Source organism: Streptomyces sp. KM273126, from assembly GCF_004337435.2.
Classification (GTDB): Bacteria; Actinomycetota; Actinomycetes; order Streptomycetales; family Streptomycetaceae; genus Streptomyces; species Streptomyces acidicola.
This window is the reverse complement of sequence record NZ_SJXB02000001.1, coordinates 6,243,431-6,268,825: the sequence shown is the minus strand read 5'-3', so window position 1 is coordinate 6,268,825 and position 25,395 is coordinate 6,243,431. Positions and strand designations below refer to the sequence as shown.

Annotated in this window: 17 protein-coding genes; 6 read left to right on the top strand and 11 right to left on the bottom strand. The window is 69.7% G+C overall.

From position 1 onward, the window contains the following. Positions 1-190 precede the first annotated feature (190 nt). Both E0500_RS26770 and E0500_RS26765 read left to right on the top strand, forming a co-directional pair. The gene (locus tag E0500_RS26770) at positions 191-1,189 is read left to right on the top strand and encodes an alpha/beta fold hydrolase (protein WP_131557653.1); all 999 of its coding nucleotides are present in this window, start codon (positions 191-193) and stop codon (positions 1,187-1,189) included. A 239-nt stretch (positions 1,190-1,428) separates the two neighbouring features. Beyond that, positions 1,429-2,502 (top strand): YbhN family protein, encoded by a 1,074-nt coding sequence (locus E0500_RS26765; protein WP_131557655.1) that lies wholly within the window; start codon positions 1,429-1,431, stop codon positions 2,500-2,502. A gap of 43 nt (positions 2,503-2,545) precedes the next feature. On the opposite strand, the gene E0500_RS26760 is transcribed toward E0500_RS26765, so the two are convergent. The 3 genes from E0500_RS26760 to E0500_RS26750 form a co-directional block, all read right to left on the bottom strand. Continuing rightward, positions 2,546-7,480, bottom strand: a complete 4,935-nt coding sequence (locus E0500_RS26760) for a DNA repair ATPase (protein WP_131557657.1) — start codon at positions 7,478-7,480, stop codon at positions 2,546-2,548. 316 nt (positions 7,481-7,796) lie between these two features. Next, positions 7,797-9,830, bottom strand: coding sequence for a flotillin family protein (locus tag E0500_RS26755; RefSeq protein WP_165934812.1), 2,034 nt, complete (start codon positions 9,828-9,830; stop codon positions 7,797-7,799). Between the two features lie 89 nt (positions 9,831-9,919). Further along, positions 9,920-10,408: a hypothetical protein gene (locus E0500_RS26750; RefSeq protein WP_131557659.1), complete on the bottom strand. Its 489-nt coding sequence runs from the start codon at positions 10,406-10,408 to the stop codon at positions 9,920-9,922. Between the two features lie 240 nt (positions 10,409-10,648). Here E0500_RS26750 and E0500_RS45070 point away from each other — a divergent pair, with 240 nt between their 5' ends. Together E0500_RS45070 and E0500_RS26740 are read left to right on the top strand one after the other, a co-directional pair. After that, entirely contained in the window at positions 10,649-10,867 is a 219-nt protein-coding gene (locus tag E0500_RS45070; RefSeq protein WP_181587144.1) for a hypothetical protein, read from the top strand. A 524-nt stretch (positions 10,868-11,391) separates the two neighbouring features. Next, positions 11,392-12,762, top strand: a complete 1,371-nt coding sequence (locus E0500_RS26740) for a WD40 repeat domain-containing protein (protein WP_181587143.1) — start codon at positions 11,392-11,394, stop codon at positions 12,760-12,762. A 99-nt stretch (positions 12,763-12,861) separates the two neighbouring features. Here E0500_RS26740 and E0500_RS26735 read toward each other — a convergent pair whose 3' ends face one another. The 3 genes from E0500_RS26735 to E0500_RS26725 form a co-directional block, all read right to left on the bottom strand. Next, entirely contained in the window at positions 12,862-13,113 is a 252-nt protein-coding gene (locus E0500_RS26735; RefSeq protein WP_131557662.1) for a hypothetical protein, read from the bottom strand. A 302-nt stretch (positions 13,114-13,415) separates the two neighbouring features. Further along, positions 13,416-14,957 carry a hypothetical protein gene (locus tag E0500_RS44200; protein ID WP_165934814.1) on the bottom strand — a complete coding sequence of 514 codons (1,542 nt, stop codon included), beginning with the start codon at positions 14,955-14,957 and terminating at the stop codon, positions 13,416-13,418. After that, complete coding sequence (locus E0500_RS26725; RefSeq protein ID WP_131557663.1) at positions 14,954-15,289, bottom strand: helix-turn-helix transcriptional regulator; 336 nt, start codon at positions 15,287-15,289, stop codon at positions 14,954-14,956. The genes E0500_RS44200 and E0500_RS26725 overlap by 4 nt, the downstream gene beginning before the upstream one ends. A gap of 386 nt (positions 15,290-15,675) precedes the next feature. Between E0500_RS26725 and E0500_RS26720 the strand changes: the two genes are divergently transcribed. Beyond that, positions 15,676-16,668: a phosphotransferase gene (locus tag E0500_RS26720; protein WP_131557665.1), complete on the top strand. Its 993-nt coding sequence runs from the start codon at positions 15,676-15,678 to the stop codon at positions 16,666-16,668. A 31-nt stretch (positions 16,669-16,699) separates the two neighbouring features. Here the strand turns inward: E0500_RS26720 and E0500_RS26715 are convergent, their stop codons facing one another. From E0500_RS26715 to E0500_RS26700, 4 genes are read right to left on the bottom strand one after another with little or no spacing between them, the layout of a single operon-like run. Beyond that, positions 16,700-17,191: a DUF6262 family protein gene (locus E0500_RS26715; protein WP_220140611.1), complete on the bottom strand. Its 492-nt coding sequence runs from the start codon at positions 17,189-17,191 to the stop codon at positions 16,700-16,702. Continuing rightward, positions 17,181-19,433, bottom strand: a complete 2,253-nt coding sequence (locus E0500_RS26710) for a tyrosine-type recombinase/integrase (RefSeq protein WP_309505149.1) — start codon at positions 19,431-19,433, stop codon at positions 17,181-17,183. The genes E0500_RS26715 and E0500_RS26710 overlap by 11 nt, the downstream gene beginning before the upstream one ends. Further along, positions 19,430-20,539 (bottom strand): tyrosine-type recombinase/integrase, encoded by a 1,110-nt coding sequence (locus E0500_RS26705; protein WP_131557667.1) that lies wholly within the window; start codon positions 20,537-20,539, stop codon positions 19,430-19,432. Before E0500_RS26705 ends, E0500_RS26710 begins: the two co-directional genes overlap by 4 nt. Beyond that, complete coding sequence (locus E0500_RS26700) at positions 20,499-21,644, bottom strand: site-specific integrase (protein WP_309505148.1); 1,146 nt, start codon at positions 21,642-21,644, stop codon at positions 20,499-20,501. Before E0500_RS26700 ends, E0500_RS26705 begins: the two co-directional genes overlap by 41 nt. Before the next feature lie 366 nt (positions 21,645-22,010). On the opposite strand from E0500_RS26700, the gene E0500_RS26695 reads away from it, so the two are divergent. Then, a complete protein-coding gene (locus tag E0500_RS26695) occupies positions 22,011-25,073 on the top strand; it encodes a Tn3 family transposase (RefSeq protein ID WP_131557669.1) in 3,063 nt (1,020 codons plus the stop codon). Between the two features lie 85 nt (positions 25,074-25,158). Here E0500_RS26695 and E0500_RS26690 read toward each other — a convergent pair whose 3' ends face one another. After that, on the bottom strand, positions 25,159-25,323 hold the full coding sequence (locus E0500_RS26690; RefSeq protein ID WP_165934815.1) for a hypothetical protein: 165 nt from the start codon (positions 25,321-25,323) through the stop codon (positions 25,159-25,161). Positions 25,324-25,395 lie beyond the last annotated feature (72 nt).

The following is a 25,395-nucleotide window of genomic DNA, read 5'->3' as shown; positions in this document are numbered from 1 at the left end:
TTTACTTGTTTGACATGAAACGATCCACCTTTCAGGAGCCCCGGTCGGGAGGCCCGCAAGGGCCGGAGGCCGGTCCGCGCGGCAGGCTCGTCGCACGGCGCGGATTGCGGCGTTGGATTACGATTTGTCTAGCACTGACTTCTGATACATCTGATGAAGGAGTGCCCTACGGTGAGGTAGGTGTCTGACGATGGCCCTGATCTCTTCGTTCATCGCCGCCGTAGACCGTCCGGGCCGCTCCGTGCGGGCGGCGGCGGGTTATCTCCACGACTTGCTCTCCGCCACACAGCCGGGGCCCGGGAGCGGGTGTCCGCACGACAACGGAGAGGTTGCCGCCCCCCGGAGAGCGGCCTCGTTCGTGAAGGGATCCGCTCCGGGTCTGGGGGCGGTGACAGTGGCGTACGAGCAGCAGGGCACCGGGGAGCCGCTGGTCCTGCTGCACGGTGTCGGGCATCATCGGCAGGCCTGGGACGAGATCGTGCCGCTGCTGGCCGGGCAGCGGGAGACGATCGCCATTGACCTGCCCGGGTTCGGAGAGTCTCCCGACTTGGATCCGACCGTGCCGCGCGATCTGCCGACGGCCGTGCTCTGGCTGGGTGCCGTGTTCGCCGAGCTGGGCGTGGAGCGGCCGCATGTGGTCGGGCATTCGCTGGGCGGACTGATCGCGCTGAACCTGGGCCAGGCCGGTCTCGCGCGCAGCGTGACGGCCGTGGCGCCGGCGGGGTTCTGGACCGATGCCGAGCGACGGCACACCTACAGCATGCTGGCCGCGGCGCGACAGAGCGTGCGGCTGCTGCCGGACACGGCCATGGTCCGCCTGGCGCACACGCCGGCCGCCCGGGCCGCGCTGGCCGGCACCCTCTACGGCCGGCCGGACAGGTGCCCGCCCGAGACGCTGATCTCCGATCTGCGGGCGCTGCGGGACGCCACCGCCTTCAACGCGACCTTGCGGGCCGGGCGGGCGCCGGACCTGTTCACCGGAGACATCCCCGGCGTGCCGGTCACCATCGTCTGGGGCGCCCGTGACCGCATCCTGCCGCCCCGGCAGGCCGTTCGCGTCCAGGCCATGATCCCCCGGGCCCGGCTCGTACAACTGCCCGACTGCGGCCACATTCCGATGAACGACGCGCCCGACCTCCTCGCCCACATCATCCTTGAGGCAACCCCGTCGGCCCCTGTGGAGCAGTAGGCGGCCTCGTGTGAGAACGCCGCGGTTTCCACGCTCCGCCGCGCAGCCCGCATGACGCTCACCTCCAGGGGTACCCGCGCCAAGCGGGCCGGGCGACGCCCACCCGCCACCGAGGACACCAGGCCCTCAACAGGGCCGCTCCTCCGGGCGAACGTGGTCCGGGGCCGGCAGGTGTGTCCCGTGGATCAGTTGCCGTCACCGGACTCCCGCACCGCGCGGATTCTCGAAGGTGACGAGCCATGCCACAGCCGGGGGCCGAGTCCGAGAACCCCAGGGTGGCGCACGGCCCCTTCGCGCGGCTGCCGGGCTGGGTGTGGTGGCTGGGTGCCGTACTCGTCGTGGTTGCCGCGGTGGTGGTGGCGATCTCCCGGCGGCGCGAGCTGGTGGAGGCGTACCACCTGATCACCCGGGTGCGCCTGCCCGGCCTGACGGTCGCCGTGGTGTTCGAGGCGATGTCCATCATGTGCTTCGCGGCCGTGTCGCGCTGGCTGCTGCGGGCGGGTGGTGTGCGGTGGAGCATGTTCCGGATGACGGCCTTCGCCATGGCCGCCAACGCCATGGCCGGTGCGCTGCCGGGCGGGGCGGTCTTTTCCGCCGCCTGGGTGTACCGGCAGCTGTCACGCAGAGACGTGGGGCATGTGCTCGCGGCGGCCGTGCTGGTGATCGCGGGTGCGTTGTCGACGCTCAGTCTGATCGTCCTCCTCCTGGTCGGTGCGCTCGTGACCGGCCCGAGCGGCCTCGGCTCCTTCGTTCGCCCAGTGATCGGCGTGCTGGTGCTCGCCCTCACGCTCGGTCTGGTGGCCCTTGGTCTGTCCCGCTTCGCGAGCTTCCGCCGTGTGCTGCGGCGCGTCTGGGGGCACGTCGGTGAGCGTTCCAGGCGGGTCCGGCAGGCAGAGGTGGCCCTGGTCAACCTGGCCGACCAGGCCCGCAGCGTGCAGCCCGGGTTCCTGCCGTGGCTGCGGCCGTTCATGTTCGCCCTGCTCAACTGGATCCTTGATGCCGCATGTCTGGCCGCCGGGATGTGGGCGCTCGGCATCGGTGTGCCGTGGCACGGACTGCTGCTCGCCTACGGGCTCACCCAGATCGCGGGCTCTCTGCGTCTGACCCCCGGCGGCCTGGGCATCGTCGAGGCGAGCCTGTCCGCGCTGCTCGTCGCCTACGGTCTGCACCCCGGGCAGGCGATCGCTGCCACGTTCCTCTACCGGATCATCAGCTACTGGGCGTTGCAGCCGATCGGCTGGGCGTGCTGGATCGCCGTGACCCTCAGCCCCGCTCCGTCCTCGCGAAGCCGCAAGGCGGAGGGCGGGCGGTGATCCCTCGGACCGGCCCGACACCGGCGCAACGGGTACCACCGGCTCATCCTTCGCCTGGTCGTGGTGCCTGCCGAGCCGCGTGCCGGGCGGTCGGATGCGCGGCGGTGCGGCCGGCGTCGGCGGCACGGTTGATCGCGGTCTCGACGGCCGCGAGCCGGTCGGCGAGCAGTCCGAGCGTGGCGACCGCGCGGGCGAGCGCAGCAAGATGAGGGTCTCCCTGGCCGAAGGCTGGGGGATGGTCGGCCTCCGGTCCGCCGAGGGTGTGGGTGCGGACGTACGCCGCTTTCAGCTCGCCCCAGCGCTGGGCCTGTTCGGTGGTGAGCGTGCCGCGGAGTTCGGCCAGTTTCAGCAGGTTGGCCTCGGCGCCGGTGGTGAGGGTCTGGGCCTCGGCCCTGTAGTGGTCGTCGATCAGCGCGGCCAGTTCGGCGTCGTCCATGACCGGCTGGACGCGCTGGGCGATCTTGTTCATGGTGCGGTAGGAACCCTGCAGCCGAAAGGCCGGTTCCGTGCGGGTGGCGTCGGACTGGGCGGCCGAGGCGATGTACGCGGCGTTCACGGCCAGGACCGTCTCGCGGGCGGTCCGCAGGTGGCGCAGGACGGCCAGGATGCCCTCCAGCTCGGCGGGCGCGTACGGGTGGGCCAGCCGGTCCGCGTGAGCCGTGGAGTCGCCCTCGGCCAGGCGGACCAGGAGGTCGAGGTCGGTGCGGTCCCGGCCGGCGAGCGGCGCGAGGACCGGGTTCGCGGTGAGCGCGTTCTCGATGAAGCTGAAGGCGAAGGCGTCCTCCTTGCCGGTCAGGACGTCGCCGAGGTTCCATACGTCGGCGCGGTTGGCCAGCATGTCAGGCACGCTGAAGCGGCTGCCGGACTCGGTGTAGGGGTTGCCGGCCATGCAGACGGCGAAGCGCTTGCCGCGCAGGTCGTAGGTGCGGGGCTCGCCGTCCCGCACGCCCTCGATACGGCGCGTGGCGTCGCACAGCGGGATGAACCGCTGCAGCAGCTCGGGCGAGGTGTGCTGGATGTCGTCCAGGTACAGCAGGGTGTTGTTGCCCGCCTCCAACGCGAAGTTGATCTTCTCGACCTCCTGGCGGGCCGTGGCGTCCGGGGCCTCGGCCGGATCGAGCGAGGTGACGGCGTGCCCGAGCGCGGGGCCGTTGACTTTCACCAGCATGAGACCGAGACGGTCGGCCACGTACTCCATGAGTGTGGTCTTGCCGTAGCCCGGCGGGGAGATGAGCAGAAGCAGGCCTCCCGTGTCGGTACGCCGGGACTCGCCGGTGGTGCCGAGCTGCTTGGCGAGACTGTCGCCGACCAGGGGGAGGTAGACCTCGTCGATCAGTGTGCCGCGGACGAACGCGGACATCACCCGCGGCCGGTGCTCGTCCAGGCGGATACGTGATCGCTCGGCGGCCACCAGTGCCGTACGGCGACGCTGGTAGGCGCGGTGCGCGGGGACCTGGTGGGTGCGGAACGCCCTGGCGCGGGCGAGGAGTTCGTCGACCCGGACCGTGAGCGCACGGCCGCTGATGCGGGGGTGGGTGCCGAGCAGTCCCTCAACGGTCTTCGCGAGCGGCGCGTCGGACTCGTAGCGGGGCAGGCCGGGGCAGAGCTCGGCGGCCACCGCTTCGGCCAGGTCGCCGGGGGCCGGGTCGGTGCCGGTGGCAGCGGTGTACGACGACAGCCACGCCTCGACCAGCTGCTTGCGGGCGGTGAGGTCGCCGACCGCGGCGAGGTCGTCGTCGTACGCCGACGTGCCCACCGTGCGGCGGAACTTGTCGAGCAGCGTGCGGGCGCCGGCGCTGAGGACGAAGCCGTCGGGGCCGGCCGTCAGCTCCTCGAACAGGTACGCGGCCGCGGCGGCCCTGACCGGTCCGCTGATCGCCTCCGCCAGTTCCTCCCCCAGGTCGGCGATCGCGGGCGCCGGCCCGAAGGTGTCCCGGGCCCGGGCAAGTGACACCGAGCGCCGTGTCCAGCTCGCGCGTGCCTCGGGTGTCGTGCCGTGCGCCCAGAACAGCTGGGCGGCGGCGCGGGCGGCGGGCTCGTGCCGCAGCAGGCCGGCATCTTGGTGCAGGTGCAGGAGTGCGGTGAGGATCAGCACCGTGTCGTGGTCGTGGATTCCGCGCTCGTAGCCCTCGTCATAGGCCTTCTCCGCCGCCTGCCGGACAAGGGCGGGCAGGTCGGCCTCCGCCAGCGCCTGCGGACCGTGCTCGTCCAGGAGTCGGGCGGCGAGGTGTTCGGCGCGGTAGACCTCGGGCGACTCCGACGGCAGCGGACGGTCCCAGTACGGACGGGTGGCGGCGAAGTCGGGGTCCGTGACGGGAGAGCGGTAGTCCGTGCCGGTCAGGGCGAAGGCCACGCCGTCGCCGTGCGGAACCAGGGCGAGGTCGAGGGGCTGGGTGTTGACGGCGAAGCGGTGGGCGCCCAGGCGCAGGGTGCGGCCGTCGTCGGCGTACAGGTCAAAGCGGTCGCGCAGGGTGCGCAGGGCCTCCTGGCGGGCGGACTTGAGTCGGCCGTCGAGTTCCTCCGCTCTCCCCTGGTCGCCGAGTTCGCGCAGTTCGCCGGCGATACGGCGGACCTTGGCGGGCATCGGGTCGGAGGTGAAGTACGTGGCGACGGCGTCCCCGTCGGTGAGGGCGACGGCGCGGCGGGTGACCGTGCGCAGGACCCTGGTCGCCGAGTCGGCGAGGCGTTCGGCACGGCGGGAGCGGGCGTCGGCGAGGGTCTGCCTGCGGGCGGAGAACGCTTCGTGGACCTCGTCGCGCTTGTCCGTCAGCTCGCCGAGGAAGTCGTCGGACTCGGCGAACCGGGACTCCAGGTTCTCCACCTGCACGAGCATCCGGGTGAGGTGTTCGTCGCACGCTTCGGGGCTGTCGGAGGCCGCGAGCGCGCCCACGACCGCCTGGCCGAGCAGCGCGAACTCGGCGGCGAACACGGCATGTCCCTCCCGGTCCAGGAGGTCGCGGCGGCGGGCGTCGAGGACGGACCGGGCGCGGTTGACGCCGCCGAGGACCTCGGCGATGTGTTCCAGGACGCAGGTGCGGACGGTGGCGTCGCCGATGTCGAGTCCGGCGACGATCTCGGTCACCGTGCGCAGTTCGTCGGCGAGTTCACCTAGACGGGCGGCGAGAGGCGCGGCCTCGGCGACGGTGCTGAGCGCCTCGGCGTCCGCGACGATCCGTTCGATGTCGGCCTGGTGGTCGGCGAAGGCGTCCTCGCGGGCGAGGTGGGCGACGGCCCGCTGCCCGAAGGCGGCGAGGTCCGCCTGGATGTCGGCGTCGAGTTCGTCGATGCGGGCGGTGTCCGCGTACCGCGTGTCCTTGAGGGTGAGCAGATGGCCCTGGGCATGGCGGAGTTCGGTCAGTCCGGCCACCCAGGCGGCGGCACTGCGGGGCGCCTCGCCGCGCAGGCGTCGTACGACTCCGGCGGCCCGGGCGGTGGCGTCGGCGAGCGCGTCCGCGGCCTGCCGGGTCAGTGCCTGGACGGTCTCGAACTCGGACAGCACTTGCTCGGCGGTGGCGCGTACCTGATCCAACGGGCCGCGCAGGTCGCCGAGTTCGGCCTCGCCCAGCCAGTGGTAGGAGTCGGCGGCCCGCACGCAGGCGGCGGCGAGTGCCTCGTACACCTCGCTCGTCGGCGTGGTCTCCGCGACGGCGCGAGTGAGGGACAGGCAGTCGGAGATGCCGCGTACGAGGTCGGCGTTGCCGACGCGGGCCAGTGTGCCGGTGCCGGCCGGCTGGGCGGAGGCGTGGGTGTCGGAGACGTAGGGGGAGTTCCACAGCTGGACGCTGTGCACGCGCTGCGGCTCGGCGTCGGCTCCCGCGGGGTCCCCGCGCAGCACCGTCAGCGTGCCGTCGTCGTGGAGAGCCCAGCCGTGGCCGGACAAGGGGGTGGCGGCCTCCTTGCGGATCAGGTTGTACGGCAGCAGCAGACTGCGGCCTTCCACGCGCGCGTGGAAGGCGTACAGGACGTCCTCCCCGTTGGGTGAGCGGATCTCACGCTCGAACTCCAGGTCCGCGGTGCCGATGCCGTCGAAGGTCTTGTGCGCGCCGGTGGCGAGGCAGTAGCCGCCGGGGAAGACGATGCCCTGGTTCTCGGGCAGGCGGCGGCAGGCCCGGCCGATGCCGTCAAGACGGACGACGGTCCTGGTGAAGGTGTTGAACACCAGGTAGCGGTGAACGTCCTCGTTGTACGGAAGGACGTCCAGCAGGATGAGGGCGCCCACGCGCGCGTACGCGATGTCCGCGTCGGCGAGGGACTGCAGCGGCTCGGCGACGGGCTCGGCGTAAATACCTTCATCCGTCTCGGTGTTGTCCTCGACTTTGACGGTGAGAGTGCCGCCGACCGTGTCCACGAAGACCTCGTCCTCGATGGAGACGTGCGGGTGACGGCCGAGGACGTGGTCCTCGCGGGTCGTCCTCGTCCACTCGACATCGTGCGAGGGCGGGAAGACGTGGTCGCGGTCTCCGCGCGCGTCCAGGAACGTCACCTGTCCCTCGTCGGACACGGCCCAGCGCAGGACGCGGATGTCGCCCGCCTTCTCACCGGTCTGGAAGACGGCCAGCAACCTGCCATCGACGCGGCGGAGTCGGCGAAGGCGGGCCCCCCGGTAGTAGCGGTGGAGGGCGGTGAACTCGCGTACGAAGGCCGGGTCGTCGAGCAGGCCGGGCACGGCGTCGTCGGGCAGCCTGTTCAGATCGCGGTCATGCAGCGTGAAGACGTCGCTGAGAGTCGTCTCCGGCTCCAGTCCGAGAGGGACGTGGTGGCCGAAGAGCAGGGTGCCGCCCACGGAGACGATGTCGCGGGGCACGCAGTTGTGCTCGGTGCGCAGCCGGCCGGTGCTCATCAGCTCCAGCCGGGTGGAGCCGAACTCCTCGGTGCGACGGGCGTTGAGCGCCTCGGCGCGGCGGGCGAGTTCGGCGGCCTGCGCGGTGAGGCGGTCGCGCAGCACCTCGTAGCTGCCGGTGTCCGGGCCGGTGGTCATGGGTCCCTCTCAGGAAGTCGGGAACTAGGGCCTGTTCTGAGTTCCCCGTCGTCCGCGCGGAGCGCGGGCGCAGCGCCCGCGGCGGAGCCGCTGGTGTACGCAGCCGGTACGTGCGATCGGCGTGCGGTGTCTTAGGCCATGTGGCGGAGCCACCTGTCCTACGGCGCCGTGCGGCATGGGGGTCCCCCGCTCATAGGGGAGAAGCCGAGAGTGGGGGGAGTGCGTGCCGGGCGTCGGGGCACAGGCGGGGAACTCAGAACAGGCCCTAGGGCCGGGAGCTGCCGTCCCCTGTGCGGCAGCTCCCGGCCATGGGCTGTCAGAGCTTGGCGCTGCCGTTGACCGCGGCGAGCGGAGTGTCCGCGAGGCCCAGCTCGCCGGCCCTGTCCAGCAGTTGCTGAAGCCGTCCGGCATGCGTGCCGCCGCTGTGCATGAGCTTCATCAGCAGGGCGGACACGGTCAGGTTCTGCACATCGCCCGTGGAGACCGAGCCGAGGACACGGCTCAAGTCGTCGGCGAAGCTCGCCGTGCCATCCAGCCAGGGCCCCGCCAGCGCCTGTGCGGTCTCGGAGTGCTGGACGAATCCGTCGATGCCCTTGCCGAGCGCGATCGAGGACACCAGCCGGTCGAAGAAGACCGACTCGCCGCCGACGATGTCGATGTCGGCGTTCTCCAGCCCGGTGGCGAGCACGGTGGCCTGTGCCTCGGCGACCTGCCGCTGCACGTCGAGTCCGGCCAGGCGGATGTCCTTCTCGGCCTCCAGCCGCAGCCGGTACTCCTCGTGGCCGCGGGACGCCTCGTCGAGCGCGGCCATCGCCGCCGCCTTCTCGGTGAGACCGGCCGCCTCCGCCTTGAGCTTCTCCCCGATGGCCTCCGCCTCGGCGAGCGCCCTGGCACGGGCTCCCTCGGCCTCCGCACGCATGCGCGCCTCGGTGGCCTCGGCCTCCGCGCGGCCGGCCTTCTCGATGACCTCGGCCTCCTTGTCACGGACCTGGACGGCCGCCAGCCCCTCGGCGGCGCGTTCGGCCTGGATGCCCTCGGCCAGCCGCAGCTTGGCCCGCGCGTCGAGGTCGGCGCTCTTCAACCGCGCCTCGGCCAGGGCGAGTTCCTCGGCGGCGCGGTGCACGGCCGCCTGCTCGGCGGCCTCCGCGGCCTTGATGTCCTTGACCAGCTTCTCCTGCGCCTCGGCCTCGGCGGCGATGACGACCGCCTGCCGCTGCCGCTCCGCCTCCTCCACGGCACGCAGCCTCTTGATGGACTCCTCCTGCTCGGCGACCGTACGGTCCACCGCGACCCGCTCACGGATGACCTCGGCGATCTCCCGCTTCTCCGCCTCGACCTCCTTGGAGGCGGCGATCCGGGTCAGCTCGGTCTCCCGCTCCCGGGCGATGACTTCGAGCTGCCGGTCCTTCTCGATGCGCTCGTTCTCGACGGCGATGACCCGCTCGCGGTTCTTCGCGGCCACGGCGACCTCGCGGCCCTGGTTCTCCCGCTGAACGCCGAGCTGTTCCTCGGTGCGCAGGAACGCGCCCTGCGCCCGCAGCCGCTCCTCCTCCACCACGCGCGCCGTCTCGGCCTCCTCACGGGCCCGTACGGTCTCGATCTCCCTCTTCTGCTTGATCTCGGCGTCCGCCTGGCGCCGCTCCAGCTCCAGGATCGTCTCGCGGGCGTCGACGTTCTGCCGGGTGATCTCCATCTCCTCGGTGCGCTGGGCCTCGTTGGTGCGCACGTGCTCCACGGCCGTCAGCTCGGTGATCTTGCGGATGCCCTGGGCGTCCAGCACGTTGGCCGGGTCGAGCTGGGTCAGCGGCGTCTGCTCCAGGTAGTCGATCGCCGCGTCCTCCAGGTGGTAGCCGTTGAGGTCGACACCGATGACCTCGATGATCCGGTACCGCAGCTCCTCGCGCTTGGTGTAAAGGTCGGTGAAGTCCAGTTGCTTGCCGACGGTTTTCAGCGCCTCGGAGAACTTCGCGTGGAACAGCTCCTGCAGCGTCTTCTGGTCGCTCGCACGGGCGGTGCCGACGGCCTGAGCGACCTTGATGACGTCCTCGACGGTCTTGTTGACCTTCACGAAGAACGAGATGCGGATGTCGGCGCGGATGTTGTCCCGGCAGATCAGCCCGTCCCGTCCGGCCCGGGTGATCTCGATGGCCTTCACCGAGATGTCCATCACCTCGGCCTTGTGCAGCACCGGGAGCACGACCTGCCCCGTGAAGGTCACGTCGACCTTCCGCAGCTTGGACACGATCAGTGCCTTGCCCTGCTCCACCTTGCGGAACAGCAGCGAGACGACGAGTACGGCGAGCAGGCAGACGGCGACGAACACGCCGAGGCCCACGGTCATGGCATTCATGGCATACGTCCTTGAGGCGTAAGGGAGTTGGAGCGGGGAGAAGGAGGAGCCGGGGTGGGCGCGGTGGCGTCGCGACTCAGGCGGCGTGGCTAGGCGGCGCGGTCGCGCGGCCGGACCGCGTCACTCGATGCGTCCCGGCAGGGGTCGCGGTCGCCGGCATCCGGGATCCCGTTGCCGTCGCCCGTGCGGGCCTCCCTCGGCACGGGCAGCCCGGGTTCGTCCGGGAAGAGGCGGTGCAACGGCCGTACGATCAGGCAGGTCGTGGCCCAGGCGACGAGCAGCGCTCCTACGGATGCGACCAGGCGCAGCAGCCCGTCGGCGGGTCCCGGGGGCACGAACACGGCGATCAGAAGCGCGGCTCCCACGCTCAGGGACCAGGCGAGCACCGTCAGCACGGACAGGGCGACCGTCACGGGTACGCCGCTCATCCGCCACGCCCGCAGGTCCACGTCCGTGTCGAAGCTGTCGACGGCGGCGACACCGAGGGCGGACAGGAGCCAGAAGCAGACGACCACGACGAGGGCAGCGGTCAGCAGGATCGTGGGCAGACCGGTGGCGGCCGTCAGAAATGTCCGCATCTCCCCGTGCCCCCTCCGCTCGCAGCGCGCGCCACTTGTCTGACACGGCCGTTCCGGATTCCGGTGCCGGACACCTGCCGGTGCCCGGCACCGGAATCATCCGTTGTGCTCCCCGCGAGCCATGCTGCACGACCGGGCCTCGGCCGCGCATTGCCGGTTCCCGGCAGTGTTCCTTGGGGTCTGCATGCCGGTGACCGTTAAGAAACCGTCAGCGAGGCGTCAAGGATGCGGGGGGACGACGTGACGGACCGGAGGGTTCCGGAGCACACTCCGGACGGTTGTGACCGCATCCTGGCGAAGGTCTCGGCCGCCGGTCGACGCCTGCCCCGGGACGAGATCGCCTCGCGACGCGCCCTGGGCGAGGAGGCCGCCGAGGCCGACCTCGTCCTCGGCACCCTGGGCCCGCTCACCACGGCCCGCGGCGGGGTCCAGTCCCCGTGGCCGCCGCCCCGTCCCTGACGGCCCTCTCCGCGCAGATCCCGGGGGTTGATACTGGTGGGCTCGCGTATTCAACTGTCGCCAGTTGCCCGGGGAGTCCACCCCGTCGGTGACCGTGCGTGGCCGGCGGCGTATCGGCTCCAGGCTCCTCTGGCCTTGGCGACGAGCCAGGTTGTGGTGACCTGGTGGTAGCAGAGGGGCCTTGGCGACGACGGGGGCGGTAGTTCGTCGGCCTGGAGAACGGCGAAGTAGGCGTGTGCCTGGGCGATACGGCTTCCGGGTACGCTCAGCGCTTGGCGTCCTCGGCGAGGCCCGGGTGGGATTATCCGAATCGGCTTCTACGGAACCGTGATTGCTCGTAGCGTGTCCATCCTGTTGAGCATGCACGTGCGGAGGGTTATGCGGGTGGATCCGGTATCGGTGGGAGAAACTTCTCAGGGATCTCCTTCACCACCATGCCCCCGCCGCCAGCCGAGCCCCTCCGCGCAGGGCTGACCGACATGGCTGACACAGACCGGAGCGGCGAGGACAGCGCGGGCGGGCCGGTGTCGAACCGGATCAGCGGCGGTACGTTCTCCGGACCGGTGTTCCAAGGCCGAGATCTCAACGTGCAGCTGCCACTGGTCGAGCAGCACGAGCCCATGGCGCCAGGGGAATCAGAGGATCATGAGGCAGGGGGGACGACCCGCAACGTCGTCCAAGGCGGTGCTCGAATCCGCGGCTTCCTCGTGCAGGCAGACACGATCGAAGGAGGCGTGCACGTCCACCCTCCCCAGGTGTCGCCCGTCGCGCCGTCGGTCGAGACTCGCTCCGGGATGGTGATCCGTGTCGAACGCAACGGCGAGGCCATCGAGTTCTTCGACGCGGAGTTGGCACGCCTGTGGGTCACCGCGACTCTCGGCCCACCTCCAACTCCCGCCCCGCCAGGGTCGGCACGCCGCGACGATGTCCCCGTGACCGAGCGCGCGGCCTCAACACGGCGGGCCCTCGACCTCACCGTCACGGTCTTGAGCGGGCACACTGGCAACGTCACAGCGGTGGCCTTCGAGCTCGAGGGGCGCCTGTTGGCGACCGCCTCCAACGACGGCACGGCGCGACTGTGGGAGGTAGCCGCCGGTTCCCCAACGGGCGCACCGCTTGCCGGGCACCGTGACGGCGTACGGGCTGTGGCCTTCTCTCCTGACGGGCAACTGCTGGCGAGTGCGGGCCAGGACCGCACGGTGCGGTTGTGGGACCCGGCCACGGGCGAGCAGATCGGGCAACCGCTCACGGGGCACACCTGCGCCGTGTGGGACCTCGCGTTCGCGCCCGACGGCACACTGCTCGCGAGCGCCGGTCTGGACCGCACAATATGCCTGTGGGACCCGACCACCCGCGCCCTTGTCGGATCTCCGCTCACGGGCCACACCGGCGGGGTCGACACCGTGACGTTCTCCCCAGACGGACGGCTCCTGGTAAGCGGCGGGGAGGATACCGTCGTGCGTCTGTGGGATCCCTTGAGCGGCCAGCCCGTCGGCGCACCGCTGACGGGTCATCGCGGTGCGGTACGCGCGGTGGCCTTCTCCCCCGATGGCCGCCTTCTCGCGACCGGCAGCTGGGACGGGACCGTGCGGCTGTGGGACCCCGTCACCTTCCGGCCCACCGGCACCCCCTTGGTGGGTCACCGCAACGCGGTCCGGGCCGTGGCCTTCTCCAACGATGGCTCACTGCTCGCGAGCGCGAGCATGGACCGCACGGTACGCCTATGGGATCCGGCCACCGGCCTCTCCGTCGGGTCTCCACTCATGGGTTACGTCAACGGCCTCAAAGCGGCGGTGTTCGCCCCGAATGAGCCATTGCTGGCGAGTGCCGATGGAAACACGGTCCTGCTCTGGCGCGCGCCGACCCGAACGAACGTAGGCATCTATGACCCTTGATTTACTGGTGAGCTCGCCTATTCAACTGTCGTCAGTTCGCCATGGCCATCCAGTCGGATGGTGACTTCAGGTAGTCACCCGGCTCACGTTGGCTGGACCCTAGCGGGCGCTCGCGAGAACGATGTAGGCGACCACCGCCACAGCGACGACGTACAGCACGTTCCGCTCCTGCGGCGGACAGTAGGTCAGCTTGCCATCTGAGGTCAGCGTGCGACCTGTTCGCGGGTTGAACATGTCGTAGTGGCCAGCAAGGGCGAACGGATAGCCCACAAGCAGGAGGACCGACAGGCCGAAGGCCTTCAGGGCGACGGCCGCACCGCTGATCCCAAGGATGGGGAGTGATGAACACACCAAGCATGGTCACGGCGAGCGACGCAAGGTTGAGGGCGTCCGCGAGGGGCAGCCACGTAAGTTCGCCCTTTCCACCGACCGCGATCTCCCTGTTGATCCGCAGAGCGAACCCGGTGACCTGGAGGCCACCAAGGACTCCAGCCGCGGTCCACAACTTTTCCAAATCAAGGTGCATGGCGGTAGTTTCTCGGGCGGCTCGTCTCCATGTGATGCGGCGCGCGGACCTCGGCATAGGTGGGCGTTTGCCGATCAGACGTCCTGGACCTGGATGACCACGGAGGCGACACGGGTGAGCTCGCGAATCAACTCTCGCCAGTTCTCTTTGGGGACCAGCCGGATGGTGACCGTAGGTGTTCTCCGGCGGCGTATCGGCTCCAGGTGCCACCGGCCTCTTTGAGGAGGCGGCTGGTGGTCTTGCCGTGGTAGCCGAGAGCGTCCGCGACGACGGGGGCGGGCAGTTCGAGGAGTTGTTGTCGGATGGCGGCGCCGCGGGCGGCGGCGACCGGGATGCCGATCTCGCCCAGGAGCGCGGACAGGTGGTCGGGGCGAGCCGGCTGGTCTCCCCGGCGTCCGGGAAAGAGCCACCGGGATGCCTGGTTGGTGGCAGTGTTCATGTTGTCGCGATCCGCGATGTACGCCAGCAGCAGGGATGCGACTGGTGCGGGGACGGGCGAGGCGGGTTCCCCGAGCCGCAGAAGCGTGGTCTCCCCGTCGTGGAGCACGTCGTCGACCGTCAACTGGACGATCCGAGTCAGGGGTTGCGCATAGAGGAGGACGATCACGCCGGCGACGCGGAAGCGCATCGGTGTGTCTGCGTCGGTCAGCAGCCGGCCGAGGGCGTCCAAGCGCTCGTCCTCGCTCAGCGCGGGTCGCCGGGAGTCCCTCAGCGCGGGAATTGAGAGGGAACGTCGGCATCGTCGGCTCTGCATGGCCCAGTTGAGGAAGGCCCTCAGGCAGGTGCGGCCGTGTTCAGTGTTCTCTGCCCACCAGGCCTCGATGTCGATCTGGCCGCAGGAAGCGAGGCTGCTGTCCCGGGCGCCGAGCCACTGGAGGAAAGCCGTCGCGTACTTGATCTGCTCGGCCGCGAAGCGGCGCACGCTCGGTGTGATGTGGCTCCGGTCAGCCCGTTCCCGCAGTCGGGGAAGGACGTGCCAGGTCGCGAAGAGCTTGATCGTCTTGACGTGCTCGGGATCGGCGATGTGGGCCAGGTGACCGGGCAGCCATCGCTGGAATGAGCAGATGTACTTCTCGACGGCGGGTAGGACTCCGCTGGCCATCAGGAGTTCTTCCAGATGAGCCGCTGCCCGCCAGGGCTGGAGTTCGTGAAAGGCATCGTGGGTCAGGGGTATCTGTCCGAGGCCGAGCCGCCGCAGCACCTGGGAGGCGTTTCCCGGCTGGTCGCGGCGCATATCGAGCCAGGACAGGCCGCTTCCGGGCTTGTCCATCGCCACCAACAGGTTGAACAGGGGCGTCAGCGCGGGACGGATGCGGCCCGTGCCGTCGTCCAGGAGGGCGGTCAGCCGGTCGGTGAGCGTGCAGCGTTCGCAGAGCCGTCCGCCCAGCAGTTTGCCCTCGAAACCGCAGCGCGAGCAGTCGAAGGTCTGGGAGAAGCCGGCACAGGTCGTGCAGATCGCGGCGCCGTCGACGGGGTGCAGCCCGGGAAGGGCACGGTCCTGGCCGCATCCTGGGCAGATGCCTCGTGTCCGCACCGCACGGTCCGAACAGGTCCGGCAGACATATCCGTCCGGCCAGGTCCCGGCCTTGTGTCTGCGCTGGCCACAGCGGCAGCACTCGGCCATGAACCAGCGTTCGTACTGCTCGTCGGTGGCGTAGGAGCGGCTCATGCGTCGGGCAGGATGCGGGCCGCGCGGGGCCGCAGCTTCGCGACGTTCACGGGCGGGGCAGGCAGGTCGCCGGTGGCGGTCTTGCGGACACCGGCGTTCTCCGCGGTGGTGGCCACCAGGTCGGCTGGGGTGCAGGACAGGATGTCGCAGAGCGCGGACAGGACCTGCAACGACAGTCGCTCGGGCGTCCCGGAGACCAGGCGGTGGACCTGGGAGGCGGAGAGGTCGATGCCGCGGTCGCGTAGCAGCGGGATCAGTTCGGTGGCGGTGTAGACGCGGTGTTGGGCCATCACCTCACGCAGCCGCCAGGTGTAGCCGACCTTGCGCTTCATGCCCGCCCCCCGTTCTGGGCATGGAGGGCGGCGGCGACGGTGGCGTCCAGGTGTCGGCGCAGGGTGCGGGTGCGGAAGTCCGAGGAGACGCAGGTGTAAATGGAGGTGGTGCTGGCGTGCTCGTGACCGACCTGTTGCTGAATTATCTTTAGTTTGCTGAGCTGGCAGGCTGTTGACCTGTGCGTCTGTGTTGCGGTCGTTGTCCGTGACGTAGCTGGTGAGGGCAGTGGGGGGCCTTTCAGCACGGGCCGATCGTTACCGACCTGGGATTGCTTGTCGACGGTCTCTTGGAGGGTCTCCCGGGCGTCGGCCATTCGTCGGCCGTCGGAGGCTGCGGAGGAGGTATCCAGTGGCACGCGCGGCGGCCTCTTCAGTAGGTTCTGCGGATGCGGCAATTCGCGGACATCGAAGACCTGTCGGGGCTCGTGCGTGACGCACTGGGAGCGGGATGCCACGTTGTCGCGGTGGACCGGTTGCGCGGGGGAAGCAAGAAAGGGGTGTACCGGGTCCGCCTCGGTGGAAGCCACCCGGCGAGTGTGATCATCTACAGCTGGGCCGAAACTGAGAACTTCTGGCCAGGCGCGCACGAAGCCGACCCGGCTGACCCGTTCGCGCCCGCCTCCGGGCTGGTCCCGTTCCTCACCGCGCAGCGGAGCTTGAACAGCCTCGGGGTGCGGGTTCCGCAGGTGCTTCTGGCGGAAGACAGCCGTCGCCAGTATCCGGCGGACGTCGCCGTGGTCGAGGATGCCTCCGGCGGCACGCTCGAAGCACTCTTCGAAACCGATCCCACGCGCGCCGCGGGAGCCCTGGGCGACCTCGCCGAGATGCTTGAGGTGATGCACCGGCACCAGGCCCAGCACTACGGCAGGGTGGACCTGTTGGAGCGGGGCGGCTCCGCATCCGAGATCTCGTGCGAGCGACGGGTCCTCGACCGCGCCATGCGGGACCTTGAGGAGGCGGCGGGGCGTGACGGCAGGATCGCGGCAGCCGGCACGGCATTGTGCGACCGTCTGCAGGAACTGGCTGATCGAGTGAGCCCTCGCGCGCAATACGGACTGATCCACGGTGAACTCGGACCCGACCACGTCCTGGTCGACGCCGAAGGTCACCCTGTCCTGATCGACATCGAGGGCCTGATGTACTTCGACGTCGAGTGGGAGCACGTCTTCCTCCAGCTCCGCTTCGGCGAGTGGTATCCCGCACTGGCCCGGCCCGGTCTCGATCCGCAGCGCCTCGACCTCTATATGCTCGCGATGCGTCTGTCGCTGGTAGCCGGTCCACTGCGTCTCCTCGACGGTGACTTCCCCGACCGGGCGTTCATGCAGGGGATCGCTGAGCACAACCTGAAAGAGGCGCTGGCGCTCCTGCCGTTGGTGTAGCCGGATACACAGGGCCGCGCCGAGCACTCGCCTACTCGACACGATCAGCTCGAACGGGTGGGCGGGGAAGCTGACGCTCGCCGTGGGGAACTGGGTGACCGTCGACAGGGTTGCTTGCGCCTGCCCGTGGTGAGTTGGTACGGGTCGCCGCGGCGCGTTGTTCGCCGAGGGCACGGGCGAGTTGCTCGCGGAGTTGCTGGTTCTCTTCGGTGAGCCGCCGGATGCGCGCGTTGGCGGCTTCGAGCCGTCGCAGCAGCGAAGCATCGGAAGTGCGCTGACGTGCGGGAACCGGCGATCTGGGTTCCTGGCGGTGTGCTGCCCGTAGTCGCTCGATCTCTGCTCGCAGGTCCGGCTGGGCATAGAGCCAGGACCGGGAGACTCCGGCCTGCTTCGCGACGGTCTCGAATGTGACCGGCTCGCCTGCAGCGTCGAGGGTGCGGAGGGCCTGGATGGCTTTGGCGCGGGTGTACTCGCTGCGGCGGCGGGCGGCGTCGACGATGTGCCGACTGTTGTCAGCTCGCATCGGCGATCGCCTCCGGCTGTCCGGGGTCGTCTTCCAGACCGGTGATGATTTTCTCCAGGTTGCCGAGGACCTGGCGGTTCATCTCGGCCACGCGTGCTTGGCCACGGGCTTCGGCGGCGGAGACGATCTGCAGCAGTTGCTGCCGTTGCTCACGGTGCTGGGGCAGGAACTCGGGGGTCGTGACGAACATCGGGCATGTCAGGCAAGCGTTGGCATGCGGACAGGTCTTCTGTACTGGCAGACCGCAGTAGCCGTTGGGCAGGGCCTGGGTCACACGGCCGAGCCGCTGCTTGGCCCAGGTGGCCTCGGCCAGCGGGCCTTCGGGATCGACGGTGACGCTTTCGCCCTGGATGTTGACCTTGCGGGCCTTCTCCCAGTGCCGGCGGACCGTGGTGTCGTGCAGCCGGGCATAGTGGGCGGTCATCTCGCCGGAAGAGTGATCGAGAAGGACGCGTACAACTTCTTGCGGGACGTCCCGGTTGATCAGTCTGGTTCCAAAAGTGTGGCGCCATTGATGGGGCGTCAGATGGACAGCCCGGCCATGTTCGTCGCGGACGTCGCACCGCTCCAGCCAGAGGTCAAGCTGCCCGCGGTAGGAGTGCGTGGTCAGTGACCGAGTGCCGTCGGGGTTCATCCGCGGTGCCGGGAACAGCCACCGGCTGCCACCGGGCCAGCGGTCCAGGACGCGCTGCTGCTGCGTGGTGATCTCGTTCTCGACTTCCTCGTCGATCGGAACCAGGGCTTCGCGTTTCATCTTCCGGTTGAGGTAGCGCACGTAGGCAGCGCCGTCGGCGTCCCGGATGATGCAGTCGAAGGCCAGGTTGCAGGCGTCGCCGACCCGCAGTCCGCAGCGCATGAGGATCAAGGTCAGCACGCGGCCGTCGGGGTTGTGCCAGCGGTCGAGGTTGGCGGGCTGCTCGACCTGGGCCATCACGTGCTCGGCCAGCGCCCGGGGCAGCCGCTTGTCGGGGCGGGGGAAGTCGTCGGGGTAGAAGGTCGCATTCGCCGGGAGACTCTGGTCCCAGCCGTGCCGGCGCACGGCGTTGAAGAAGGCGTTGAGCGAGCCGATGTCCCGGCTACGGGAATGGGTCGAGCGCGGGTCCAGGGCCAGGTCGGCGAGATAGCGTTCCAGCACCATCCGGTCCACGCGGGCGAGCTTGTCGGCGGCGACGCGGGGATCGGCCAGGAAGCCGGAGAAGCGGTTGAGGGCAAGGATGTCGACGACGGCCTGGTTGATGCTGCGGCCGATACTCAACCGCCAGCGCACGAATCGCTTGGCCGGCTCGCGCAGCCACGGCTGGGTGATGCGGTCGAACCGCAGCCGTGCCCGGGTGCCCTCGATGCCGAGCCGGCGCAGTTCCCATACGTCGCGCGGGAACTCGCTCTCCCAGCCATTGCCGTGGACGAGGTCTTCCAGATGCATGTACGCATAGCGCAGGAAGGCCAGTTGCCCGTTCTGGCTGTGGCTGGCACCTCGCATCGCCGCGTAGTACTCGCTCCACCGCTCCATCGGCCACTCCAGCAACGACGCGGTGCCGCTGACGGCGGCCAGTCGGATCACCGGGGCGACAGCCGAGCTGTGGGTGTTGACCTGCCGGTCGTCGTGACGGCACTGGAGTGCGTACTGCAGCTCCAGTCGCAGCTGCCGCTCTCCGTCCAACGGTCGGAAGTCGAACCGGTCGTCGCCCGCTGCCTCGCAGCGGCGTACGAACTCCTCGATCTCGGGGCGGCCGACAGCCTGCCAGCGGGAGTTGTGGTTGTGGCAGAACGGCGACTTCCCCTGAGCCCACAGGCTGCAGAACAACAGCCGGCAGACCCGGCGGCCGTCGTCTTCGACCACCCGGAGACCCGGGGTCCAGATCTTCTTGTCGGGTTTGCCCGCCCGCTCCCAGAAGCCGTTGTGGCTCACGCACAGGCCCTGACGGGCCGCTCCGAAGCGGCATCCGGCGATGGCGCAGGCGGTCAGCTCGGACCGCCCGACCGGATCGGCTCCGGGATCGGCGATGAACGCTTCAACGTCCGGTTTCCCGCGCCGTTGCCAGCGGTAGTAGTGGCCACGGCAGAGCTGGCGGGTGCGGGGCTGGCGCGGGCAGCCGGGAACCCGGCAGGCGCCCAGACCGAAGATCAGTTCCCCGGGTTCGGGGATGAACACATCCACCCGGAACGCCGGCCGGACGGCAGCCATCAACTTGCCCAGCAGTCCGGCGCCGGGAGACGGAACGGCGAAAGTCTCCTGGCTCACCAGCGCACCTCCCGGCCGGTCAGGAATCCTGCGGCCTCCAGAGCACGGCGGGCGTCCTCCACCGACAGGTGGCCGTAGATGTCGTGCGTGGTGGCGATCGAGGAATGTCCTAGCAAAGTGCTGACCACTTCGATCGGCACCCCCTGCCGCAGGAGCAAGGTCGCTCGGGTATGCCGGAGCCAGTGGGGGTCGAAGTCGATGCCGGTGCCGCGGCGCAGTCGCAGGACGAGATCGTAGACGGACGCGTAGGTCAGCGGGCGCCCGTAGGAGCCACCCCATAGATTGACGAACATGTAGTCGCTGTCGAGGTCGCCGTACTCACCGTGGAGGTAGTCGGCGTAGAGCCGTACGATCTCGGGGCCGACGGGAACGGTGCGGGGCGATGCGGACTTGGCCCTCGCCCGGTTGTCGTTGACGCGCGGCATGACGGTCAACTCGCCTTCTGCCGCAGCCAGATCCTCGTGCCGCAAGCCCAGAGCTTCGCCGATCCGGACCCCGGTCTCCCACAGCAGTGCGAACAGGAACCGGTCCCGCAGCCGGGTGCAGGCGTCCAGGATCGCCTGGACCTGGGCGGCCGTCAGGATCGTCGGATGCGTGCGAGGCGTCTTCAGCTTGATCGTGCGACGCCGCTCCGGCTGGCCGCCGGCCAGGTGGTAGAGGAATGGCTTCCAGCCCGTGCGGCGGGCGCGGACCGGCTGCAGCTCGGTGACAAGGTCGCCGAGGTCCACTCCATGGCGTGCGTGGAAGACGTACAGACCGCTGACGGCGGAGAGCTTCCGGTTGACCGTGGTGACCCCGCAGTGATGCTCCGCCGAGGGCAGCAACGTCACACCGCCATGCCGTCCCGCAGGCGGCAGCCGGAGCCAGGCAACGAACTCGCCCAAGTCCTCCAGCCGGACCTCACGCCAGTCCAGACCGCGTCGGTCGAGGAAGACAAACCAGTCCTTCAGATCATGGGCGTATGCCTTGATCGTGTTCGGCGACCGCTCGATGTCGGTCAGGTAGGCGAGGTAACGCTCGATCGGCTCGACTATCCCGCCTTCATTGCCGAGGACCGTCCATGACTCAAGCGCTGAGTCGGGCATCAGCACCCGTTGCACCAGCATCAAACCTCCCGGGGAACTGCCTGGTGGACGGCGGTAGATAACCACCTCCACCACACAGATCGCCGCCCGTCCCAGGTTCGTGCTGCACGTCATGGACATACTGCTGAGGACTCAAGAGAACCTGGACGAAGCGGGGATCCCAGCCGTCCTCGATGAGGTGGGTGACGTAGGACCTTCGGAAGGAGTGGTAGTCCAGCCCCTCGTTCAGGCCCAGGGCCTTGCGGTAGGTGATGAAGCGGGAGTTGATGCGCTGGCAGCCGATCCGCATCCCGCGTTCGGAGGGCCAGGCTGCCGGGTTGCCGTCGGTGCCCAGCAGCGGGCGGACCTCGGTGAACCACTCGTCCAGGATGTCGGGGGTCCAGCCGAACACGATCAGCACGCCGCGGCGCTTGGGCGGTGAGCCCTTCTTGGCCTTGCCGAACCGGACCTGGCAGCGGCCGAACTCGCCGTACTCGGCGCCGTGCGGGTTGCGGCCGAAGTCGGCGGCGTCGAGCATCCGCGTCTCGTTGCGCCGGAGCCCGTAGGCGGAGGCGGTCTTGAACAGGGTGGCGTCACGGAATGCCGGCAGCCAGCCCTTGCGGCCGAAGGCCCGGATCCGGGCGACCTCGTCGTCGCAGTGCTCGAAGAACGCGTGCAGCTCGGCCTTGGTGAACGCCCGCTTCTTCGCGTCGGCCTCGTTGTCCTGGACGTGCACCGCGGTGTTCCACTGATGCACGACCTGGACCGGGTGGGTGCCGAACCGCTCCTCGCACGTGGCCACCCAGTCGTAGAGCGGGTCGGTGACGAAGTGGCAGAACGCTCGGACCGCCTCCGAGTAGGACCGGATCGTGGAACGGCGCAGGTCCCTCAGCGAGCGCAGGTCACCGAGCCACTCGTCGACCATCGCCGGTGTCCAGTGCCACGGGTAGGTGTTCACGTACGCGGCGAACGCCTTGACCGTGTTCCCCCGGCCCTCCACCGTCGTCTGGGCCAGATTCCGCGCGAGCTGCTGGTTGGCGAACCCGATCAGCATCGCGGTGAAGACCTGTTCCTCCGGCCGCAGCAGCGCGACTCCGTCCACCAGGTGCAGCCGTGCCGCGCCTGGGATCGATCCGTTGAACCCCACCGGTCCACCACCCTCCGTCACTCGCGTCGTATGCGAGAAAACCGCATCTGATGCGAGTCGGCGGACAAACCGTAGGTCAGTCAGCCGGACGAGTGACACCAGCTGGCGTCATCGTCACGTCCGTCGCTACCGTCGCCACCAGTAGGCCGGGCCAACCTCAGTGGTCAGCGTGCTGGTTGGCGCCGTTGCCCACGACGATTCGCGAACCGTCGCGATTTCGCATCGGATGCAATTGGCGGCGCTTGGAACATCGGAACGAAAACCGGCGCTAAGCCTCCCGTGCACCTGAGAGTGCTTTGACCTGGACTTCTTCGAGGGCGGAGCCTTCAGCAGTCGTGTTGATCATTGACTGTGTGGAGGTCCGGGGTGCCGGTCGAGTTTCTGACGGACGCACAAGCCGCCGCGTACGCGGCGTATGACGGGACGCCGTCCCGTACGGAGTTGGAGCGGTTCTTCTTCCTGGACGACGCGGACCGGGAGCTGATCGAGGGCAAGCGGCGGTCCCACAACCGGCTGGGCTTCGCGGCCCAGCTCACGACCGTGCGTTACCTCGGGGTGTTCCTGGACGACCCGACCGAAGTGCCGGTCGAAGTCGTCGACTACCTCGCCGAGCAGCTGGGCATCGCGGACGCGTCGGCACTGGAGGCGTATGGGGAACGGGAGAACACCCGGCTGGCCCACGTCCGTGAGCTGCGGAAGCTCCTGGAGTACACGGAGTTCGCCGAGGCGGAAGCCGAGTTGCGGGTGTGGGTGGACGCGCGGGCGTGGACAACCGGGGAGGGCCCGAAGGCGTTGTTCGACGCGGCGGTGGGGTGGCTGCGTGAGCGGCGGGTGCTGCTGCCCGGCGTGACGACGCTCGCCCGGCTGGTGGCTTTGGTGCGGGAGGCGGCGAACCAGCGGCTGTGGGACAGCCTCTACGGGCTGCTGAGCGCCGGTCAGCGGACGGTGCTCGACTCCCTGCTGACCGTGCCGCCCGGTGCGCGGGTGTCGGACCTGGACCGGCTGCGGCGCGGCCCGGTGCGGATCTCCGGGTCCCAGATGAAGTGGGCGCTTGAGCGGGCGGCGGAGATCGACGCGTTCGGGATGGGTGAGCTGGACGTGTCCGGGATACCGCAGCGGCGGCTGGCGGAGCTGTCGCGGTACGGCGTGGACGGCAAGGCGTCCTTGCTGCGACGTCACGGCGACTCCCGGCGCCTGGCCACGCTGCTGGCCACCGCGGTCTACTTGACGAGCAGGGCGGTCGACGACGCGCTGGATCTGCTGGAGGTGCTGATCGCGACGAAGCTGCTCGCGCGGGCGGAGCGGGAGACGGCAAAACAGAAGCTGAAGACGCTGCCGAGGATGGAGCGGGCCGGGATCAGGCTGGCGACCGCGTTCCGGGTCGTGTTCGACACCACGAGCGAGCAGGTCGACACCGAGTCCGGGGAGATCAGTCCGCCTCAGGTGGCGACTCTGACGGCGATGTGGGAGCGGATCGAGGAGGTGGTGCCGCGCGAGGAGCTGGCCGCCGCGATCGCCGCGCTGTTCGAGCTGGCGCCGCCGATCGACTCGGACGCGGACGCGGACGCGGCATGGCGCACCATGCTGGTCACCCGGTTCCCCACCGTACGGCCGTTCCTGGCGCTCCTGGTCCAGGTCGTTGACTTCGGCGCGACCCCGGAGGGCCTGACGGTCCTAAAGGCACTGAAGTCCCTTCCCGACCTGATGGGGCGCAAGAAGGTCGGACCCGACGAGATCGACACGTCGCTGCTGGTCGGCTCGTGGCGGCGCCTCGTGCTGGCGGCGCCGCACCTGGAGGCGGGCACGGTGGACTGGAAGGCGTACGTGTTCTGCGTGCTGGAATCTTTCCACCGGATGCTGCGCCGGCGGGAGGTGTTCGCCAAGAACTCCTCGAAGTGGGGCGACCCGCGGGCGAAGCTGCTGGACGGTGAGTCGTGGGAGCGGGTCCGCCCGACCGTGCTGGCCTCTTTGAACCTGCCCGGCGAGGCGGATGAGCACCTGGCGGCGCGGGCCGCGCTGCTGGACGGCACGTACCGGGAGGTCGCCGGGCGAGTGCCGGCGACCTCCCAGATCGTGTTCGACGACGACGGCCGCCTCCATTTCGCCGCCCTGGAGCCGGAGCCCGAACCCGCCTCCCTGCTCGAACTGCGGAAGGCGGTGGAGGCGATGATGCCCCGCGTCGACCTGCCGGAGGTCCTGCTGGAGGTGTTCTCGTGGACTGGCGCCGACCAGGCGTTCACCTCGATCACCGGCGGCGAGGCCAGGCTGAAGGACCTGCACGTGACGGTCGCCGCGCTGCTGGTCGCGCACGGCTGCAACGTCGGCTACACGCCAGCCATCGGCGGGATCGATGAGCTGAAGTACGGCAGGTTGTCCCACGTTGACCAGACGTATCTGCGGCTGGCCACCTACCGGGCCGCGAACGCCACCCTCATCGAGCACCAGGCGTCCATCGGCCTCGCGCAGGTGTGGGGCGGCGGGCTGGTCGCCTCCGTGGACGGCATGCGGTTCGTCGTCCCCGTCCCCTCCGTCTACGCCCGGCCGAACCCGAAGTACTTCGGGCGCCGGGGCGGCGCGACGTGGCTGAACATGATCAACGACCAGGCGGCGGGGCTCGGCGGGAAGGTGGTGGCTGGCACCCCGCGCGACTCCCTGTACGTGCTCGATGTCCTGTACGACCGGGACGGCGGCAAGCGCCCGGAGACGATCGTCACGGACACCTCCTCGTACTCGGACATCGTCTTCGGACTCCTCACCCTGGCCGGGTTCGCGTACGCGCCGCAGCTCGCGGACCTGCCGGACCAGAAGATGTGGCGCATCGACCGCACCGCCGACTACGGCGCCTTCCAGGAAGCGGCCCGCGGCCGGGTCGACCTCACTCGGATCGAACGCCACTGGGAGGACATCCTGCGCATCATCGGCTCCATCCACACCGGCGCCGTGCGCGCGTACGACGTGATCCGGATGCTGTCGCGGGACGGGCGGCCGACCCCGCTGGGAGACGCGATCGCGCACTACGGGCGGATCGCCAAGAGCCTGCACATCCTGCGCCTGGCCGACGAGCCCGGCTACCGCCGCCAGATCAAGGCGCAGGCCAACCTCCAGGAGGGCCGCCACTCCCTCGCCCGGAAGATCTTCCACGGCCGTTCCGGGCAGCTCTACCAGCGCTACCAGGACGGCATGGAGGACCAGATCGGCGCGCTGGGCCTGGTCCTGAACGCCGTCGTGCTCTTCAACACCCGGTACATGGACGCCGCTGTGAACCAGCTGCGCACGGACGGGTTCGACGTACGCGACGAGGACGTTGCCCGCCTTTCCCCGTTCGTGCGGCAGCACATCAACATGCTCGGCCGGTACTCGTTCAAGCTGCCCGAGCTGCCCGGCGGGATGCGCCCGCTGCGTGACAAGGACGCCATCGACGACGAGTGACGTCATACGATGGCTCGTCGTGGTCGCCACCATCTTGACCTAGGCGTCTGCGCTGGCCAGGCCCCGGAGAGGGGTACGAGAGCCGTCAACCGGCCGGAGCTGTTACGGCTTCGCGGATCCACTCGGCCGCCCGGCGTGCCCGGTACGCCTTCTGTCGGCTGGCGGGCCGGTCGTAGACGGCGTCCCGGCGGTGACCGCGGCCCAGGGCGAACCGGTCCGGCTTCTCGTCGTTGGCCAGGTTCCCGTTCATCAGGGTGAGCGCCCGACGGCGAGCCGGCCCGGTGCGTGGGCGCGGGGCCGGCTCCTGGTACCAGTGCGGCGT

Excerpts from the sequence above, each read along its gene's own strand:
- E0500_RS26755 (WP_165934812.1), bottom strand. The coding sequence starts at position 9,830 with ATGAATGCCATGACCGTGGGCCTCGGCGTGTTCGTCGCCGTCTGCCTG.
- E0500_RS26760 (WP_131557657.1), bottom strand. The coding sequence starts at position 7,480 with ATGACCACCGGCCCGGACACCGGCAGCTACGAGGTGCTGCGCGACCGC.
- E0500_RS26715 (WP_220140611.1), bottom strand. The coding sequence starts at position 17,191 with ATGCGAGCTGACAACAGTCGGCACATCGTCGACGCCGCCCGCCGCCGC.
- E0500_RS44200 (WP_165934814.1), bottom strand. The coding sequence starts at position 14,957 with ATGAGCCGCTCCTACGCCACCGACGAGCAGTACGAACGCTGGTTCATG.
- E0500_RS26705 (WP_131557667.1), bottom strand. The coding sequence starts at position 20,539 with ATGCTGGTGCAACGGGTGCTGATGCCCGACTCAGCGCTTGAGTCATGG.
- E0500_RS26750 (WP_131557659.1), bottom strand. The coding sequence starts at position 10,408 with ATGCGGACATTTCTGACGGCCGCCACCGGTCTGCCCACGATCCTGCTG.
- E0500_RS26720 (WP_131557665.1), top strand. The coding sequence starts at position 15,676 with ATGCGGCAATTCGCGGACATCGAAGACCTGTCGGGGCTCGTGCGTGAC.
- E0500_RS26765 (WP_131557655.1), top strand. The coding sequence starts at position 1,429 with ATGCCACAGCCGGGGGCCGAGTCCGAGAACCCCAGGGTGGCGCACGGC.
- E0500_RS26690 (WP_165934815.1), bottom strand. The coding sequence starts at position 25,323 with ATGAACGGGAACCTGGCCAACGACGAGAAGCCGGACCGGTTCGCCCTG.
- E0500_RS26725 (WP_131557663.1), bottom strand. The coding sequence starts at position 15,289 with ATGAAGCGCAAGGTCGGCTACACCTGGCGGCTGCGTGAGGTGATGGCC.
- E0500_RS26770 (WP_131557653.1), top strand. The coding sequence starts at position 191 with ATGGCCCTGATCTCTTCGTTCATCGCCGCCGTAGACCGTCCGGGCCGC.